General features: G+C 68.2%; 15 protein-coding genes and 1 pseudogene. 11 read left to right on the forward strand and 5 right to left on the reverse strand.

Annotated elements, in window-relative coordinates; translation table 11 throughout:
• Window positions 1-36 precede the first annotated feature (36 nt).
• From AC07NI_RS13855 to AC07NI_RS13865, 3 genes and pseudogenes are all read left to right on the forward strand, one after another.
• Window positions 37-2,204: pseudogene (locus tag AC07NI_RS13855) on the forward strand (prolyl oligopeptidase family serine peptidase).
• Between the two features lie 42 nt (window positions 2,205-2,246).
• The gene (locus tag AC07NI_RS13860) at window positions 2,247-4,355 is read left to right on the forward strand and encodes a prolyl oligopeptidase family serine peptidase (protein WP_494619954.1); all 2,109 of its coding nucleotides are present in this window, start codon (window positions 2,247-2,249) and stop codon (window positions 4,353-4,355) included.
• Window positions 4,356-4,453: 98 nt separating this feature from the next.
• Window positions 4,454-5,539 (forward strand): GNAT family N-acetyltransferase, encoded by a 1,086-nt coding sequence (locus tag AC07NI_RS13865; protein ID WP_494619959.1) that lies wholly within the window; start codon window positions 4,454-4,456, stop codon window positions 5,537-5,539.
• Between the two features lie 9 nt (window positions 5,540-5,548).
• On the opposite strand, the gene AC07NI_RS13870 is transcribed toward AC07NI_RS13865, so the two are convergent.
• Together AC07NI_RS13870 and AC07NI_RS13875 are read right to left on the reverse strand one after the other, a co-directional pair.
• Window positions 5,549-5,884: a DUF2218 domain-containing protein gene (locus tag AC07NI_RS13870; protein ID WP_494619960.1), complete on the reverse strand. Its 336-nt coding sequence runs from the start codon at window positions 5,882-5,884 to the stop codon at window positions 5,549-5,551.
• A 13-nt stretch (window positions 5,885-5,897) separates the two neighbouring features.
• The gene (locus AC07NI_RS13875) at window positions 5,898-6,485 is read right to left on the reverse strand and encodes a PadR family transcriptional regulator (protein WP_494619965.1); all 588 of its coding nucleotides are present in this window, start codon (window positions 6,483-6,485) and stop codon (window positions 5,898-5,900) included.
• 246 nt (window positions 6,486-6,731) lie between these two features.
• Here AC07NI_RS13875 and AC07NI_RS13880 point away from each other — a divergent pair, with 246 nt between their 5' ends.
• From AC07NI_RS13880 to AC07NI_RS13905, 6 genes are read left to right on the forward strand one after another with little or no spacing between them, the layout of a single operon-like run.
• Complete coding sequence (locus AC07NI_RS13880; protein ID WP_494619967.1) at window positions 6,732-7,592, forward strand: MlaA family lipoprotein; 861 nt, start codon at window positions 6,732-6,734, stop codon at window positions 7,590-7,592.
• Window positions 7,589-8,254, forward strand: coding sequence for an MlaC/ttg2D family ABC transporter substrate-binding protein (locus AC07NI_RS13885; protein ID WP_494619969.1), 666 nt, complete (start codon window positions 7,589-7,591; stop codon window positions 8,252-8,254). Before AC07NI_RS13880 ends, AC07NI_RS13885 begins: the two co-directional genes overlap by 4 nt.
• A gap of 27 nt (window positions 8,255-8,281) precedes the next feature.
• Window positions 8,282-8,800 (forward strand): outer membrane lipid asymmetry maintenance protein MlaD, encoded by a 519-nt coding sequence (mlaD, locus tag AC07NI_RS13890; protein WP_494619971.1) that lies wholly within the window; start codon window positions 8,282-8,284, stop codon window positions 8,798-8,800.
• Between the two features lies 1 nt (window position 8,801).
• Complete coding sequence (locus AC07NI_RS13895; protein ID WP_494619973.1) at window positions 8,802-9,611, forward strand: MlaE family ABC transporter permease; 810 nt, start codon at window positions 8,802-8,804, stop codon at window positions 9,609-9,611.
• A complete protein-coding gene (locus AC07NI_RS13900) occupies window positions 9,608-10,378 on the forward strand; it encodes an ABC transporter ATP-binding protein (RefSeq protein ID WP_494619975.1) in 771 nt (256 codons plus the stop codon). Before AC07NI_RS13895 ends, AC07NI_RS13900 begins: the two co-directional genes overlap by 4 nt.
• The gene (locus AC07NI_RS13905) at window positions 10,368-10,823 is read left to right on the forward strand and encodes a hypothetical protein (protein ID WP_494619977.1); all 456 of its coding nucleotides are present in this window, start codon (window positions 10,368-10,370) and stop codon (window positions 10,821-10,823) included. The genes AC07NI_RS13900 and AC07NI_RS13905 overlap by 11 nt, the downstream gene beginning before the upstream one ends.
• A 142-nt stretch (window positions 10,824-10,965) precedes the next feature.
• Here AC07NI_RS13905 and AC07NI_RS13910 read toward each other — a convergent pair whose 3' ends face one another.
• Entirely contained in the window at window positions 10,966-11,868 is a 903-nt protein-coding gene (locus AC07NI_RS13910; RefSeq protein ID WP_494619980.1) for a hydrogen peroxide-inducible genes activator, read from the reverse strand.
• A gap of 233 nt (window positions 11,869-12,101) precedes the next feature.
• Here AC07NI_RS13910 and ahpD point away from each other — a divergent pair, with 233 nt between their 5' ends.
• Window positions 12,102-12,638 carry an alkylhydroperoxidase, AhpD family gene (gene ahpD, locus AC07NI_RS13915; RefSeq protein WP_494619982.1) on the forward strand — a complete coding sequence of 179 codons (537 nt, stop codon included), beginning with the start codon at window positions 12,102-12,104 and terminating at the stop codon, window positions 12,636-12,638.
• A 150-nt stretch (window positions 12,639-12,788) separates the two neighbouring features.
• On the forward strand, window positions 12,789-14,162 hold the full coding sequence (gene creS, locus AC07NI_RS13920; protein WP_494619984.1) for a crescentin: 1,374 nt from the start codon (window positions 12,789-12,791) through the stop codon (window positions 14,160-14,162).
• Window positions 14,163-14,218: 56 nt separating this feature from the next.
• Here the strand turns inward: creS and AC07NI_RS13925 are convergent, their stop codons facing one another.
• Both AC07NI_RS13925 and AC07NI_RS13930 read right to left on the reverse strand, forming a co-directional pair.
• Window positions 14,219-14,743, reverse strand: a complete 525-nt coding sequence (locus AC07NI_RS13925; RefSeq protein WP_494619986.1) for an SRPBCC family protein — start codon at window positions 14,741-14,743, stop codon at window positions 14,219-14,221.
• A gap of 31 nt (window positions 14,744-14,774) precedes the next feature.
• Entirely contained in the window at window positions 14,775-15,746 is a 972-nt protein-coding gene (locus tag AC07NI_RS13930; protein ID WP_494619988.1) for a TraB/GumN family protein, read from the reverse strand.
• Window positions 15,747-15,773: the final 27 nt, after the last annotated feature.

A 15,773-nucleotide genomic window follows, 5' to 3' on the forward strand; every position in this document is an offset into this window, starting at 1 on the left:
GTTCCTGCCAAGCTCTGGCGCGGGCGGAATTTTCGGATACCGTCTACGGCATGACCCTGCTCCGCACCTGTTCCGCCGCGGCCCTGGCCGCCATGCTCTCCACCGCAGCGTACGCGCAGGAGACCGATCCCCACCTGGCGCTGGAGGCGGTCGAAAGCCCCGACTCGCTGGCCTGGGTGAAGACCCAGAACGACAAGACCTTGCCGGTCCTGTCGGGCGACAAGCGGTTCGCCGGTTTGCAGGACCAGGCGCTGAAGATCCTGTCCAGCAAGGACCGGATCGCCATGCCCAACTTCATCGGCAAGGACGTCTTCAACTTCTGGCAGGACGAGACCCACGTGCGCGGCGTCTGGCGGCGCACCAGCCTGGAGTCCTACAAGACCGCCAATCCCCAGTGGGAAACGGTCCTCGACATCGACGCCTTGGCCAAGGCCGAGGGCAAGAACTGGATCTGGAAGGGCGCCGACTGCCGCCCCAAGACCCATGACCGCTGCCTGGTGAACCTGTCGAACGGCGGCAAGGACGCCGTGACGGTTCGCGAGTTCGACCTGGCTGCCAAGGCCTTCATCGATCCCGCCGCCGGCGGCTTCGTGCTGCCCGAGAGCAAGCAGTCGATCGAGTGGCTGGACCCCGACACCCTGATCCTGACCCGTAACTGGGGTGAGGGCACGACGACGAAGAGCGGCTACGGCTTCGTGATCAAGACGCTGAAGCGCGGCCAGGCCCTGGACCAGGCGGTCGAGGTCTATCGCGGCCAAGCGTCCGACGTCTCGGCCCGGCCGAACGTGCTGCGTGACGCGGCCGGCAACACCGTGGTGCTGCTGACCCGCGCCACCGACTTCTTCCACGACGAGACCTATCTGTGGGACGGCAAGGCGGCCAAGCGCCTGCCGATCCCGGAGAAGGTCGGGGTACGCGGCCTGATCGACGGCATGCTGGTGCTGAAGATCGAGGAGCCGTGGGCCGTCAACACCGGCATGAAGACCGTGACCTATCCGGCCGGCTCGATCGTGGCGGCCTCGCCCGCCCGGATGATCGTCAACAACGAGCGCAAGCCCGGCGACGAGATCGTCATCAGTAATAGCTGCGATCCCTGCCAGCTGCTGACCCCCGGTCCGCGCCAGTCGATCGACCAGGTGACCGTGACCGACCACCGCGTGGTGGCCGTGGTGTATGACAATGTCCGGGGCAGCCTGGTCAGCCTGCAGATGCGCGGCGAGTTCGGCGTGAAGGCGCAGGCCCTGCCGGTGATCGACAACGCCTCGGTGGCCCTGGTCTCGCACTCCGACGAGGGCGACGAGGTCTTCTACACCAACGAGGGTTTCCTCACGCCGACCGAGCTGAAGCTGGCCGACGCGACCGGGACCACCGCCCAGGCGGTCAAGGCCCTCCCCGCCCAGTTCGAGACCAAGGACCTGGTGGTCGAGCAGAAGTCGGCGACCTCAAAGGACGGCACGGCGATCCCCTATTTCGTGGTCCACAAGAAGGGCTGGAAGCTGGACGGCCAGAACCCGACCCTGCTGCACGCCTATGGCGGCTTCAACCTGTCCAAGCTGCCGGTCTACGACCCGCTGATCGGCAAGCTGTGGCTGGAACGCGGCGGCGCCTTCGTGGTGGCCAATATCCGCGGCGGCGGCGAGTTCGGCCCGGCCTGGCACGAGGCGGCGCTGAAGGCCAATCGCCAGCGCGCCTATGACGACTATTTCGCCGTGGCCGAGAAGCTGATCGCCGACAAGGCGACCACGCCGCGCCACCTGGGCGCCTATGGCCGCTCGAACGGCGGCCTGCTGATGGGCGTCGCCCTGACCGAGCGTCCCGACCTGTGGAACGCGGTGGTGGTCGAAAGCCCGCTGCTGGACATGATCCGCTACACCTACCTGCCGGCCGGTGCCTCGTGGATCGGCGAGTATGGCGACCCGGCCATCCCGGCCGAACGCGCCTGGATCGAGAAGTACAGCCCCTATCAGAACCTGAAGGCGGGCGTGAAATACCCGCTGGCCTACATCACCACCTCGACCAAGGACGACCGCGTCCACCCGGGCCACGCCCGCAAGTTCGCCGCCAAGATGGATGACCTGAAGGTCGACCACCTCTATTTCGAGAACACCGACGGCGGCCACGCCAACGGCGCGGACCCCAAGAACAACGCCCGCCGGTGGGCGCTGCACTACACCTACCTGTCGCGTCAGCTGATGGATCACTAAGTGCGTAGGCTGCTGACTGTTTTCCTAGCGTCCACGAGCCTGATGACCATCACCCCCGCGACCGCCGCCGAAGCCGACAAGTCCGTGGCCCCCAAGGCCGAAGAAACCCGCACCCCGCTCACCGAGCTGGGCAAGAACGATCCCTATCTCTGGATGGAGGAGATCGAGGGGACGCGCGCCATGGACTGGGCCAAGGCCCAGAACGGCAAGACCCTGCCGGTGCTGCAAGGCGACAAGCGCTATGCGGACCTGGAAGCCAAGGCCCTGGCGATCCTGAACGCCAAGGACCGCGTGCCCGGCGTCTCGTTCGCCGGCGACGGGTCCTTGCGCAACTTCTGGCAGGACGCCGACCACGTGCGCGGCCTGTGGCGCAAGACCAGCCTCGAGAGCTACCGCACGGCCGATCCGGCCTGGGAGACCATCCTCGACATCGACGCGCTGTCGAAGGCCGAGGACGCCAACTGGGTGTTCAAGGGCGCCTCGTGCCTGCCGCCCGAGGACACGCGGTGCCTGGTCACCCTGTCGAACGGCGGCAAGGACGCCGTGACCGTCCGCGAGTTCGACACCACGACCAAGAGCTTCGTGCCGAGTGGCTTCGTGCTGCCCGAGGGCAAGCAGAACTACACCTGGCTGGACAAGGACACCCTGCTGGTCGCCCGCGAGTGGACACAAGGCGAGCTGACCAAGTCCGGCTACGCCTATGTCCTGAAGACCCTGAAGCGCGGCCAGGCCCTGGACCAGGCGGTCGAGGTCTATCGGGGCGTGGAGACCGACGTCTCGGTCAGCCCGTTCGTCCTGCGCGACAGCGACGGCAAGCTCGTGGCGGCCCTGGCCAGCCGGGGCGTGACCTTCTTCGAGACCGAGACCTACCTGATCGACGGGCCCAAGCCGGTGAAGCTGGACCTGCCGCTGAAGGCCTCGATCCAGGGCTATGTCGCCGGCCAGATGGTCGTGCTGATGGAGCAGGACTGGAAGGGCTTCAAGACCGGCGACCTGATCAGCTACGACCTGGCCAAGCTGAAGGCTTCGCCGGAGACGGCCGTGGCGACCCTGGTCTTGCGCCCGACCGCCAAGCAGTCGGTCGAACAGGTCACCACCACCCGCACCAAGCTGGTCGTGGGCCTGCTGGACAACGTCAAGGGCGCGGCCCGGGTGCTAACCCACGGCCCAAAGGGCTGGACGTCCCAGATCCTGGACCTGCCGGCCAACAGCGCCATCGGCCTGGGCTCGACCGCCGAGAAGGACGAGCGCCTGTTCGTCACCGTCACCGGCTACCTGGCTCCCAGCACCTACTGGCTGGCCGACGCCGGGTCGCTGAAGCTGGAGCAGATCAAGGCCTCGCCCGCCCGCTTCGACGCCTCGACCCACGTGGTCGAACAGTTCGAGGCGACCAGCACCGACGGGACCAAGATTCCGTACTTCGTCGTGCGCCCGAAAGGCATCAAGTACGACGGCCAGGCCCCTACCCTGCTCTACGCTTACGGCGGCTTCCAGGTGCCAATGACTCCCGGCTATTCGGGCGTGATGGGCAAGCTGTGGCTGGAGCGCGGCGGCACATACGTCGTGGCCAACATCCGGGGCGGCGGCGAGTTCGGCCCGGCCTGGCATGAGGCGGGCCTGAAGGCCAACCGCCAGAAGGTCTATGACGACTTCTTCGCCGTCTCGCAGGACCTGATCACCCGCAAGATCACCTCGCCGCGACACCTGGGCATCATGGGCGGCAGCAACGGCGGCCTGTTGATGGGCGTGGCCCTGACCCAGCGGCCCGAACTCTACAACGCCATCGTCGTGCAGGTGCCGCTGTTCGACATGATCCGCTACAGCCAGATCGGGGCCGGCGCCTCGTGGGTGGGCGAGTATGGCGACCCGGCCATACCGTCGGAGCGGGCCGTTATCGCCAAGTACGACCCCTATTCCAACCTCAAGGCCGGCCAGAGGTATCCCGAGGTGTTCATCGAGACCTCGACCAAGGACGACCGCGTCCACCCGGCCCACGCCCGCAAGGCAGCGGCCCGGTTGGAAGAGTTGGGCTACCCAGTGCTCTATTACGAGAACATCGACGGCGGCCACGCCGCCAGCGCCAACCTGGCCGAGACCGCCCGCCGCCAGGCGCTGGAATATGTCTATCTCAGCCGCAAGCTGATGGACTGACCAGGCGGCGCGGCCGTTTCGGATAACGCCGCGCCGTCAACCCTACTGAAAGTTATCGGCGTCAGGATGCGCCCGACAAAACCGTCGGGACAACCGCCGTGCCTATCGAAGTCGTCAAAGCCCTGGACCTCTCGCCTGCCGACATCGCGCGGTGGGAAGAGCTGCGACGTGGCCAGAGCCGACTGGATTCGCCGTTCCTGTCCCCGCAATGGACCCTGGCCGTGGCCCGGGCTCAAGGCGACAAGGGCCATGAGGTCCGGGTCGCCATCCAGCGCGGCGCCGAGGGCGAGGCCATCGGCTTCCTGCCCGCCCGCGTCCGCCAGGATGTGGCCATGCCCGTCGGCGCGCCGATGTGCGACTACCAGGCCCTGGTCACCGCGCCCGGCGTCACCATGGATCCGCGCGACCTGCTGACCGCCTTGGGCGCGCACCGCATCGACTTCTGCCACATGATGGCCGACGACGTGACCCTGGCCCGCCACGGCCGCGGCCAGGCCGACAGCTGGGTCGTCGAGGCCCCGGACGGCTACGAGGCCTACGCCGCCGAGCGCAAGACCGCAGGCGTCGGGGTGCTGAAGGACATCGAGAAGAAGCGCCGCAAGGCCGAGCGCGAGGTCGGCCCCTGCCGCTTCACCGCCATGTCGGAAAGTCGCGCGGCCTTCGACCAGCTGGTGGCCTGGAAGCGCGTGCAGCTCTTGCTGACCCACCAGACCGACCTCTTCAAGACGCCCTGGGTCAACAAGCTGCTGGACGATCTCTTCCAGATGCGCGGCCCGGAGTTTGGCGGCGGGCTCTACACCCTGCACCTGGGCGAGCGCCTGGCCGCCGTGCACCTGCATCTGCGCGGTCAGCACACGATCCACGGCTGGCTGATCGCCCACAATCCGGACCTGGAGCGCTATTCGCCGGGTCTGATGCTGTTCCAGGACATCCTGAAGAGCATGGACGGCACGCCCTATACGCGCCTGGACCTGGGCACCGGCGACTACCGCTTCAAGCGCGAGCTTTCCAACGCCCAGCAGAAGGTGGTGTTCGGCTTCCTGGGCTCGCCCTCGGTTCCGACCCTGGTCCGCCACGCGGTCTATGGCGTCCGGCAGGTCGCCGAGTCCCTGCCCCTGGGCCGCATCTCCGAGATCCCCGGCAAGGCCATGCGCCGCATGGACCTGCTGCGCGGCCTGCACTAGCTCAAGAGATCAGTGGACCACGTTGATCCGCATGGCGCGCGGATCGATGCCGCCCGCCGGCCAGGCGCGGGTCCAGCCGTATTGCAGCTCGCCCTCGCGGAAGGCGAAGCGGTCCAGGTGCTTGGCCACCACGTCTTCCAGTCGGGCCAGGCCCTCGAGATCGGCGGCCTCGACGGTGATGTCCAGACCGTCCGGGTGAGCCGTCATCCGGCAGGTCCCGGCCGGCAGCGGGAAGAAGGCCGAGGTCTCGTCGTAACGGACCTCGAACTTGTGGGCCCAGTGCTTGGCCAGCTGGGTCATGTAGCGAGCCGCCTTGTCGGTGGCGACGCGGGCGTGGCTTTCCATGCGCTCCCCTCCCCTAGATGGCTTCGATCGCCTGGGCGGCGTCGTCCAGGACCTTGGCCACCGCCGCGATCTGCTCGGCCGTCAGCTGGCCGTGAAGCTTCAGCCGCAGAGCGGTCTTGATGTTCTCGCGGGCCCGCAGGATCTGCGGCGAGAAGGCGGCGCTGGCCTGGGCGGCCTCCGCCATGCGCTCGAACAGCGAGCGGACCGGGGCTTCGTTGCTGGCCAGGAAGGCCTCGCCCTCGGCGGTGATCGTGTAGAGCTTCTTGCCGCCGCCGGCGTCGCTGGCGGTGACGTAGCCCAGCTCTTCCAGCAGGGTCAGGGTCGGATAGACCACGCCCGGGCTGGGCGTATAGGCGCCGCCGGCCGCCGTCTCGATCGCCTTGATCAGCTCGTAGCCGTGGCTGGGCTTCTCGGCGATCAGCTTGAGGACCACGAAGCGCAGGTCGCCGTGATCGAAGAACCGGCCCATCCGGCCGCCGCGACCGCGCGGGCCGCCGCCGTGATGACCGTGGCCGCCATGGAAGCCGAAGGGATGACGGCCGTGATGCTCGTCGGCGTGACCGCGCCAGTGACCGCGGTGGTGATGATGTCGTCCAAACATGTGTGATTTAGATCCTATTCCGTTATATCGAAATGATAGATATATCGGATCACCGGATCGTCAAGAGCTATTTTAGATATATCTGATTGTGTCGATCAAACGGGACGCCACGGGCTCTCTTTTTGGAGCGGGCCCGTTCAAGTGAGGGCGATTTGAAGCAAGGCCCCCGAGCGTGACCGAAATACAACGTAATCAGTCTTGATACGGATTGCGGCGTGAATACATGCCGCGTGTAGAAGCAGGAGCATGAGCTTGAGCCACCAGCACCAAAGCCCGCGCCACGAGGCGACCGGCAGGCACATCGCCGCCGCGGGGCTTGCCGTGGCCGCCAGCCTGGCGACGTTCGCGCCGGCCCTCGCGCAAGATCAAGCGGTCCCCGGCCAGTCGGTCGGCACCACCGCCTCGGTCGAGACCGCCAACGATCCGTGGGAAGGCTTCAATCGCGGCTCGTTCAAGCTGGGCATGGGCCTGGATCGCGCGATCCTGTCGCCGGTCGCCCATGGGTACATGGCCGTCACGCCCCGCGTGGTCCGCAACCGCGTCAGCTCGGCCGTCTATAATCTGGGCGAGCCCAACACCGTCATGAACCTGGTGCTGCAGGGCAAGCCCAAGGGCGCGGCGCGCTCGACCACCCGCTTCATCGTCAATTCGACCGTCGGCGTGCTGGGTCTGTTCGACGTGGCCGCCAAGATGCACCTGCCGCGCCGCGACTCCGACTTCGGCCAGACCTTCGGCAAGTGGGGCGCCAAGGCTGGCCCCTATGTCTATGTGCCGCTGATGGGTCCGCTGAACGTCCGCGACGGCGTCGGCCGCGCGCTGGACATCTTCACCGATCCCGTCTCGTTTTATGTCGGCGGGCTGAGCACCGACTTCGGCAAGGCCCGCACCGGCGTCACCATCGTCGACCTGCGCGCCCAGACCGACCCGGCGTTCCAGGCCCTGAAGGACGCCGCCGACCCGTACGTCACCACCCGTTCGGCCTACACCCAGTATCGCGAGGCCTTCGTGCGCGAAGCGACCGGCGACGCCGAGGTGCTTCCCGATTTCGACTCGCCGCCCCCGGAAGCGCCGCCCCAAGGCGCTCCGGCGGAGGCCCCCAAACCATGACCGGTATGACCATGACCAACACCACCACCCGGCGCGGCGCCAACGCCGCGCTTTTGGCTTTCTTCGGGGCCGCCGCGATCGCCGCTCCCGCCTTCGCCCAGAACAGCGCCCGCGACGCCGGCGCCGAGGCCTTCGTCCAGACCAAGGCTCAGCGCGTGATCACCGTGCTGGCCAACAAGGGCATGAGCGACGGCCAGAAGGCCCAGGTCTTCCGCCAGGCGGTGGACGAGCTGGCCGACGTGCCGCGCATCACCAACTTCGTGCTGGGCAAGTACGCCCGCACCATCACGCCGGAACAGCGCGCCCGCTTCACGCCGATCTTCCGCACCTATGCCGAGAACGTCTATCAGAGCCGCATCGACGACTATCGCGGCGAGCAGCTGAAGGTGGTCGGTTCGGTGGTCAACAAGCCGGGCGACGTCACGGTCAAGACCGTGATCTCGGGCGGCCAGATCACCCAGCCCCTGCCGGTCTCGTGGCGCGTGCTGGGCGGCGGCCAGACCTGGAAGGTCGTCGACGTCCAGTTCAAGGGCATCTGGCTGGCCATCACCCAGCAGCAGGACTTCGTGTCGACCATCGACAACGCTGGCGGCAATATCGACGTGCTGATCAATCAACTCCAGAAGAGCGGCTCGGGCTCTTCTGGCGGCAAGCGCAAATAGCGCGGCCGGGGCTAGATTTAAGGGGATTTGGCATTGCGCGAACAATGGGCCGAGACGGCCATGGGCGTCGTCGTCCTCGCCCTGGCGGCGGGGTTCCTGACCTATTCGCTGAGCGTGGGCGGCGTCCACATGAAGCGCGGCAACTATGAGATCGCCGCCAAGTTCGGGGAGGCCGGTTCGCTGGCGCCCGGCGCGGCGGTGAGCGTGGCTGGCGTCAAGGTCGGCACGGTCTCGGAGATCACGCTGGAGCCGAAGACCTTCCTGGCCGTGGCCAAGCTCTCCATCGACCCGACCGTCAAGCTGCCGTCGGATTCGACAGCCAAGATCACCAGCGACGGCATCCTGGGCGGCGCCCACGTGTCGATCGCCCCGGGCGCGGCCATGGACGACATCAAGCCGGGCGGCCAGATCGAGAACACCCAGGGCGCGGTGGACCTGTTCGGCCTGATCGGCTCGGTGATCCGTCCGCAAGGCGGTGGTTCGGACGCGGCGGCGCCTGCGGCTGCTCCGGCCCCGGCCGCTTCGCAACCGGCCGTGAGCTACTAGCGTGACCGCGGGCGAGGCGGCCCGGAAGGTCGCCACCAATCCTGTCCGGGCTTTAGGCCGGTCGACCCTGGGCGCCGTGCGCATGGTCGGCTCGGTCGGCGTGTTCGCCGTGCGCGGCGTCACCGCCGCCCTGACCCCGCCCTGGTTCTTCGGCCAGCTGATGCGCCAGTTCGTGGCCATCGGCTTCTTCTCGCTGCCGGTCGTGGGCCTGACCGCCATCTTCACCGGCGCGGCCCTCGCCCTGAACATCTTCACCGGCGGCGGGCGCTTCAACGCCGAGCAGGTGATGCCGCAGATCGTGGCCCTGGGGATCACCCGGGAGCTCGGTCCCGTGCTGGCGTCGCTGATGCTGGCCGGCCGGGTCTCGGCCGCCATCGCCGCCGAGATCGGGGCCATGCGCGCGACCGAGCAGATCGACGCCATGCGCACCCTGTCGACCGACCCGTTCCGCTATCTGGTCGGCCCGCGCCTGCTGGCCGGCGTGCTGATGATGCCCCTGCTGGCCGCCGTGGCCGACACCATCGGCATCGCCGGCGGCTGGCTGGTCGCCACGCGGGTGCTGGACTTCAGCTCCGCCGTCTACATCCGCAACACGCTGGACTTCCTGCAGGGCTGGGACATCGGCTCGGGCCTGGTCAAGGCCGCCGTGTTCGGTTTCATCGTCGCGCTGATGGGCTGCTATCACGGCTACAACGCCAAGGGCGGCGCGCGCGGCGTCGGCCGGGCCACCACCCACGCGGTGGTCTCCTCGGCCATCCTGATCTTCGCTTCGGACTATCTCCTGACCACGCTCTTCACGCACGCCTCATGACCGACGCGATCCCGAAACTCGCCTGGAAGGGCGTCAGCAAGCGCTTCGAGGGCCGCCCGGTCCTGGACGGCCTCGACCTGTCGGTCGCGCCCGGCCGGTCGCTGGTGATCATCGGCGGCTCGGGCCAGGGCAAGTCGGTGACGATCAAGACGGCTCTGGGCCTGATGCGCCCGGACGCCGGCAAGATCGAGCTGGACGGCAAGAACACCGTCAACCTGTCCGAAGGCGCCCGCCGCAAGCTGTTCTCCCGCGTCGGGGTGCTGTTCCAGGGCGCGGCCCTGTTCGACAGCCTGACCGTCTGGGAAAACATCGCCTTCCGCCTGATCAACGCCGACGGCGTGCCGCGCAAGGAAGCCAAGGAGCGGGCGATCGAGGCTCTGGAGCAGGTGCGCCTGGCCCCGGACGTCGCCGACCGCTTCCCGTCCGAGCTGTCGGGCGGCATGCAGAAGCGCGCCGGCCTGGCCCGCGCCGTCGTCGCTCAGCCGGAGATCCTGTTCTTCGACGAGCCGACCACGGGTCTGGATCCGATCACGGCCGCGGCGATCAACGAGCTGATCTCCAACCAGGTGCGTCGCCTGGGCTCGACCGCCGTGTCGATCACCCACGATCTGGCCTCGGCCCAGACCATCGGCGACGAGATCGCCATGCTGCACGGGGGCAAGATCATCTGGCGCGGACCGGCCGCCGAGCTGCGCACGACCGACAACCCCTATGTCCGCCAGTTCGTCGAAGGACGCGCCGACGGTCCGATTTCGCATGCGGTTTAAGCTCGTCGCCCTCGCCGCCTTGGCGACGGGCCTGCTGGTCGCTGAGGCCGCCCAGGCCCAGGCCTATGTCCGCCCGGACTGCCAGGGCCTGGTCGGGGTTTCGCCCAATCGCTACGACTCGTCGGAGCACGCGCGCTGGTACCAGCGGTTCTGGACCGGCAATTGCGACCACTTGGCCTTCTGCGTGCCCGGCTCGCCGAACTGGAACGACATCGTCGGCAAGCTGCTGGTCAAGGGCGGCCCGTCGGAGCGCGTGGCCATCCTGCCCAAGGCCTGCCGCCTGGGTCAGCTGATCGGCCTGGAATGGTCGCGCGAGAAAGCGGTCCGCAAGATCGACACCCACGACCTGCGCGGCTTCAACGCCACGCTGGAAAGCACCGACGACACCCTGAAGGGTCTCGACAAGGTCGAGCAGGCCGCCCGCATCAAGCTGGCGCCGCGCTGACCCTCTACCGATCTTCCCGGCGAAAGCCGGGACCCAGATGGAAGAGCGCAGAGCCCACCGCAAAGGCTGAAGCGCTCTTCCGATCAGCCCAAGCGCCCTACGATCTGGGCCCCGGCGTTCGCCGGGGAAATCGGATTTTGGGCTAGGGCGCTTCGCGCAGGGTCTCGGCCAGCAGGCGGCCCTCGACGCCGCGGCTCGAGCCGGCCCGCCAGGCCACCACGATCTCGCGGCTGGGATGTTCGGTCGCCAGGGGCCGGATCGTCAGGGCCGTCTTGTCGGTCAGGCCCGCATGCACGGCCATGGCCGGCAGGAACGAGACGCCCAGACCCGAGCCGATCATCTGCACCAGGGTCGGCAGCGAGGTGGCCGCGAAGGTCTCGTCATCGCCGACGCCGCGCGGCGGCTCCAGGCCACAGGCCGCCAGGGCGTGGTCGCGCAGGCAGTGGCCGTCTTCCAGCAGGATCAGGTCATCGCCTCGCAGGCTATCGGGATCGACGCGGGTCGAGGCGGCCATCGGGTGGTTGGCCGGCGCGGCGGCCAGCAGCTCGTCATCCTCGACATGGGCCCAGTCCAGGCCGGACATGTCGTAAGGCAGGGCGATCAGGGCCGCGTCCAGGGCGCCGTTCTTCAGCGCCGTGATCAGGCGGTTGGTCAGGTCCTCGCGCAGGAACAGCTTCAGCTTCGGAAAACGGTCGCGCAGCACGGGCAGGGCGCGCGGCAGCAGATAGGGGGCCACGGTCGGGATCACGCCCAGGCGGAAACGCCCCGCCAGCGGCTGGCCGGCGCCGCGCGCGGCCTGCACCAGGTCCTCGGCTCGCGCCAGGATGTCCTCGGCCCGGCGAACGGCTTCCTGGCCGGCGGCGGTCAGGATCACGCCCGAGCGCGCCCGGTCGACCACCGGCGCGCCCAGGATCTTCTCCAGTTCCTGGATGCCGGCCGACAGGGTGGGTTGGGTGACATAGGCGCTCTCGGCGGCCCGGCTGAACGAGCCGTGCTCCGACAGGAGCTTGAGGTACTGCAGCTGGCGAAGGGTCGGGAGAAGCATGACCTTGATATAGGCCTCATCTATCGGAAAGCCAAAAACTATCGATTGGCTATCTGACTGGCCGAGGCGTACTCCATTCCTCACGGGAAAAGTTCCGGCGCGTCTCCCCCTCCGCCGCCGGACCCCCACCCCGTCGATCCCGGTCCGCCCGCGTCTCCCCTCCCAGCGGCGCGGGCCGGGACGAACCTTTCCCCAAGATGCTAAGCCCGCTCTAGACCCCACGGAGCGTTCCCATGCCGATCGAGGCCCTGCGCGCCCAGCTGCCCGCCTACGCCAAGGACACCGCCCGCAATCTGGAGGTCCTGGCCAGCGAGACCGTCCTGGACGACGTGACCAAGTGGAGCTGCTTCGTCGCCAGCGCCTGCGCGGTCGGCGAACTCGAGACCTTGCTGGCCATCACCCTGGCCGCGCGCGAGGCGGGCCTATCGCCGGAAGCCTTCGACCACGCCAAGACGGCGGCGGCGACCATGGCCATGACCAATGTCTATTTCCGCGCCGTCCACCTGATGACCGCGACCGAATACGAGCATCTGCCCGCGCGCCTGCGTTTCAGCCGCGATCATTCGACCGCCTACGAGCTTTGCTGCATGGCCGTGTCGGCGATCAACGGCTGCGGCGCGTGCCTCGACAGCCACGAAGCCGAGCTCCGCCGGCGGGGCGTGGAGCCCGTCCAGATCCAGGCCGCCCTGCGCATCGGCGCCGTGGTGAACGCCGTCGCCCGGGTCATCGGGGCTGAAACCTCGGATCGTCCCCAATTTTCGGGCGTTTGAAGGCTATCCGCGACTCCCCGTCGCGGCGTCGGCCCCTCGACATTCACCTTGCCCGTAAACTAAGTTGTTAACCTCTGGGTAAGAGATTCGCGGCGTCCGCAAGCGACCTGTCAGGTCGCGATGGACTCGCACGGGGCGAAAGTGGGCGACATGAGACTGCTGTCGAAGAATTCTCGCGAGAACAAGAACGGCAAGCCGATCGTTCTGGGTGAGGACACCCAGGTCGAGACCGTGCAGCACCAGATCGAATCCACCCAGGCGATCGGCCAACGCTACGAGACCATTCATGGTGGCCTCGACAGCATCGGTCGCGTCATGGAGCACCTGAAGGCCATCGAGCCGCTGATCGCCGAGATCCGGGGTCCGGTCGCCCAAGAGTTCGACGCCCGCCGCGCCGAGCACGCCGAGCTGATCGCCCTGCGCGCCAACTACGAGCACGCCCAGCGCCAGGTCGCCCAGATCCAGGCCGAGGAGCGCGACGTCAGCGCCCGCCTGTCCGCCGCCGAAACCGCCCTCGGTGAATCCGACGCCCGCCGCCAGACCCAGGATGCGGCGCTGGAAGACAACGCCCTCGAGATCGACCGCCTGCGCAACGCCCTGCTGCAGTCGGACCTCAAGGTCTCCAGCCTCGACGCTTCCCTGCGCGACTCCAACGCCCGCATCGAGCACCTGGTGCAGGACGTCGAAGGCCTGCGCGTCCAGGCCCAGGACATCGACACCCGTCGTGGCGACGCCGAGGCCGCCCTGGCCCGCGCCAACCAGGACAACGCCCTGCTGGGCGACGAGACCGCGACCCTGAAGAAGCGCGTCGACCAGGCTGGCCTGGACGTGGCCCGCCTGTCGCGCATCGAGACCGACCTCGAAGCCCAGCTGGCCGGCGAACGCGCCCGCGTCCAGGCGATCGAGAACGCCCTGCACGCCCACCAAACCGACAGCGGCCGCATCATCCGCGGCCTGGAAAGCCAGGTCGAAGCCTCGCGCGCCGAGATCTCGGCCCTGCAGACCCGCCTGGAAACCTCCACGGGCCGCGCCGACAAGCTGGAAGAGATGAACGGCCAGATCTCGGCCCGTCTCGCCGAGTCCTCGGCTCACCAGAAGGCGGTCGAGCGCCGCGCCGGCGACCTCAACGTCGCCCTGGAGCGCGCCCTGGAACGCATCCGCGCGCTGGAAGAGGAGTCGGACGGCCTGCGTCAGCGTCATGCCGGCGTCGACACCGCCCGCGCCACGGCGATCGAACGCGCTGACCAGCTGGCCAAGAGCACCGTGGCCCAGGACAAGGCCATGAAGCGCGCCGAAGAACGGGCCCAGCAACTGCGCACCCGTCTCGACGGCATGCAGGAAGCCCAGGACCAGCTGCGCCGCGAACACGAGGACAAGGTCGCCGACCTGCAGGCCACGATCGAGCGCCTCACCTCGGAAGCCGCCTTGGCCGAAGGCGCCCTCGAAGCGGCCCGCCGCGACCGCTCGCGTCTGCAGATGGCTCTGCTCGGCGCAAGCGACGACGGGATGGCCGAGAGCGCGTAAGCCTCACGGTCTGAAAGATCGAAAGCCCGCCGACCTCTGGGTCTGGCGGGCTTTTCTCATTTGGCTTCCGCCGCCGCCTTCAGCCCGGCCACCTGCTGGCCCAGCACGCCGTCAACCGGGGCCGCGATCTTGTCCAGGCCGCCCTTGAAGTAGCCGCCGACGTCGTAGGTGACGGTGACCGTCGTCTGGCCGTCCTTCTCGGCGAGCAGGAAGGTCAGGGCCCCGCTGGCGCCGGAGCTCTGCATCGGACCGAGCGCGCCGGTCAGCACCAGCTTCTGCCCCGGGACGGCGTTGACGGTGGTCATGTGCAGTACTGAGCCGCCGTTGGGCAGCCGCTCACAGAAGCAGCCGCCAGAGGCCGCGCCCAGCGACAGGTTGGCGGCCGAGCCCGACCAGGTATGGGCCGAGGCCCACCATTTCGACGGCGTCACCAGGATCGACCACACGGCGCTGGCGGGCGCGGCGATCACGACCTGATGCTTGACCTCGAAGCCGTTGGGTTGGGCGTCCACGACCTCGGCCCGCGCCGAACCTGCGGCCAGCAGCGTCAGGGCGATGGCGGCGATAGCGATTGTCTTCATGCTGGTTTCCCTCCCCGGAACCGCGATGAACCTACTCTACAGGCGAACTCACCGTCGCGCCGCTGGCCTTCAGCCGATCCAGCACACCGTTGGCCGGCAACAGGAAGCCGAGATCGACCACCGCCACGGTGACACCAGGACGCTTCAGGGCGTCGGTCATCGCATCGGTGGTCTGGTCGACGCCCTTCTCCAGCAGCGCCGCGCCGCCGGGTGCGCGCAGCAGGCAACGCTGAGCGCCGCTGGCGCGGTAGCGGGCGCGGACCGAGCCCAGGTCGCCTTCGGCCCAGTCCTGGCCGATCGTGGTGGAATGGGCGCCGTCATAGGCGATCTCGTCCAGGGCCACGCGCAGGCAAAAGAGCTGGTCCTCGGGCGACAGCTTGGCGGCGATCGAGGTCACCGCGCTCATCCGGTACTGACCGACCGACTTGACCTTCAGCTTGCGGGCCTTGGCCATGCGCTCGACGGTGCTGATCGGCTTGGCTTCGGAGAGGCCCGCCGCCTGGCGGAAATCCGACAGCAGCAGGAAGCCCGCCACGCCCGGCTTCCAGTTCTTGTAGTCGCCCGCGCCCTTGCGGGCCTGGTTGCGGGACTCGACGAAGCGGGCCTTCAGGTCGGCCGGCAGCTGGTCTTCGAGGTTCTTGCCCATCGGCTGGCGCAGGCCGCCGCCGAAGCTGAGCAGGAAACCCGCCGCCTGGGTGACGCCGACCGCCGCCTGGGGCGGGACCAGCACCAGGCTGGCCTTGTCCAAGGCCTTGTTCAGGCGTGGACTTTCCCACTTCAGCTGGTGGGGCAGGGGGGTGGCGGAGCCGAGGATGTAGAGCTTGGCGCCGTCCTTCTCGACCAGCCAGATGGCCGGCCCCTTGGGCTTGGCCACCACGGTCAGCTCGGCGACCACCGCGCTCTCGTCCTGGGCCGGGGCTTGGCCGAGCTCGACCACGGGTGGGGGAGGGGCGGCTTGGCCGGAAAGCAGCAGGGACAGGGCTAGAGCGGCGGACGCGACCATCGAAACTCCTTCAGCCCCCTGAAGTGA

Source organism: Caulobacter sp. GW821-FHT10E02 (assembly GCF_059415225.1).

Bases quoted from the DNA above. Each gene is read 5' to 3' on its own strand.
- AC07NI_RS13860 (WP_494619954.1), top strand. From the start codon at position 2,247: ATGACCATCACCCCCGCGACCGCCGCCGAAGCCGACAAGTCCGTGGCC.
- AC07NI_RS13910 (WP_494619980.1), bottom strand. From the start codon at position 11,868: ATGCTTCTCCCGACCCTTCGCCAGCTGCAGTACCTCAAGCTCCTGTCG.
- ahpD (WP_494619982.1), top strand. From the start codon at position 12,102: ATGCCGATCGAGGCCCTGCGCGCCCAGCTGCCCGCCTACGCCAAGGAC.
- AC07NI_RS13885 (WP_494619969.1), top strand. From the start codon at position 7,589: ATGACCGGTATGACCATGACCAACACCACCACCCGGCGCGGCGCCAAC.
- AC07NI_RS13925 (WP_494619986.1), bottom strand. From the start codon at position 14,743: ATGAAGACAATCGCTATCGCCGCCATCGCCCTGACGCTGCTGGCCGCA.
- AC07NI_RS13905 (WP_494619977.1), top strand. From the start codon at position 10,368: ATGCGGTTTAAGCTCGTCGCCCTCGCCGCCTTGGCGACGGGCCTGCTG.
- AC07NI_RS13900 (WP_494619975.1), top strand. From the start codon at position 9,608: ATGACCGACGCGATCCCGAAACTCGCCTGGAAGGGCGTCAGCAAGCGC.
- creS (WP_494619984.1), top strand. From the start codon at position 12,789: ATGAGACTGCTGTCGAAGAATTCTCGCGAGAACAAGAACGGCAAGCCG.
- AC07NI_RS13875 (WP_494619965.1), bottom strand. From the start codon at position 6,485: ATGTTTGGACGACATCATCACCACCGCGGTCACTGGCGCGGTCACGCC.
- AC07NI_RS13930 (WP_494619988.1), bottom strand. From the start codon at position 15,746: ATGGTCGCGTCCGCCGCTCTAGCCCTGTCCCTGCTGCTTTCCGGCCAA.
- AC07NI_RS13880 (WP_494619967.1), top strand. From the start codon at position 6,732: ATGAGCTTGAGCCACCAGCACCAAAGCCCGCGCCACGAGGCGACCGGC.
- AC07NI_RS13870 (WP_494619960.1), bottom strand. From the start codon at position 5,884: ATGGAAAGCCACGCCCGCGTCGCCACCGACAAGGCGGCTCGCTACATG.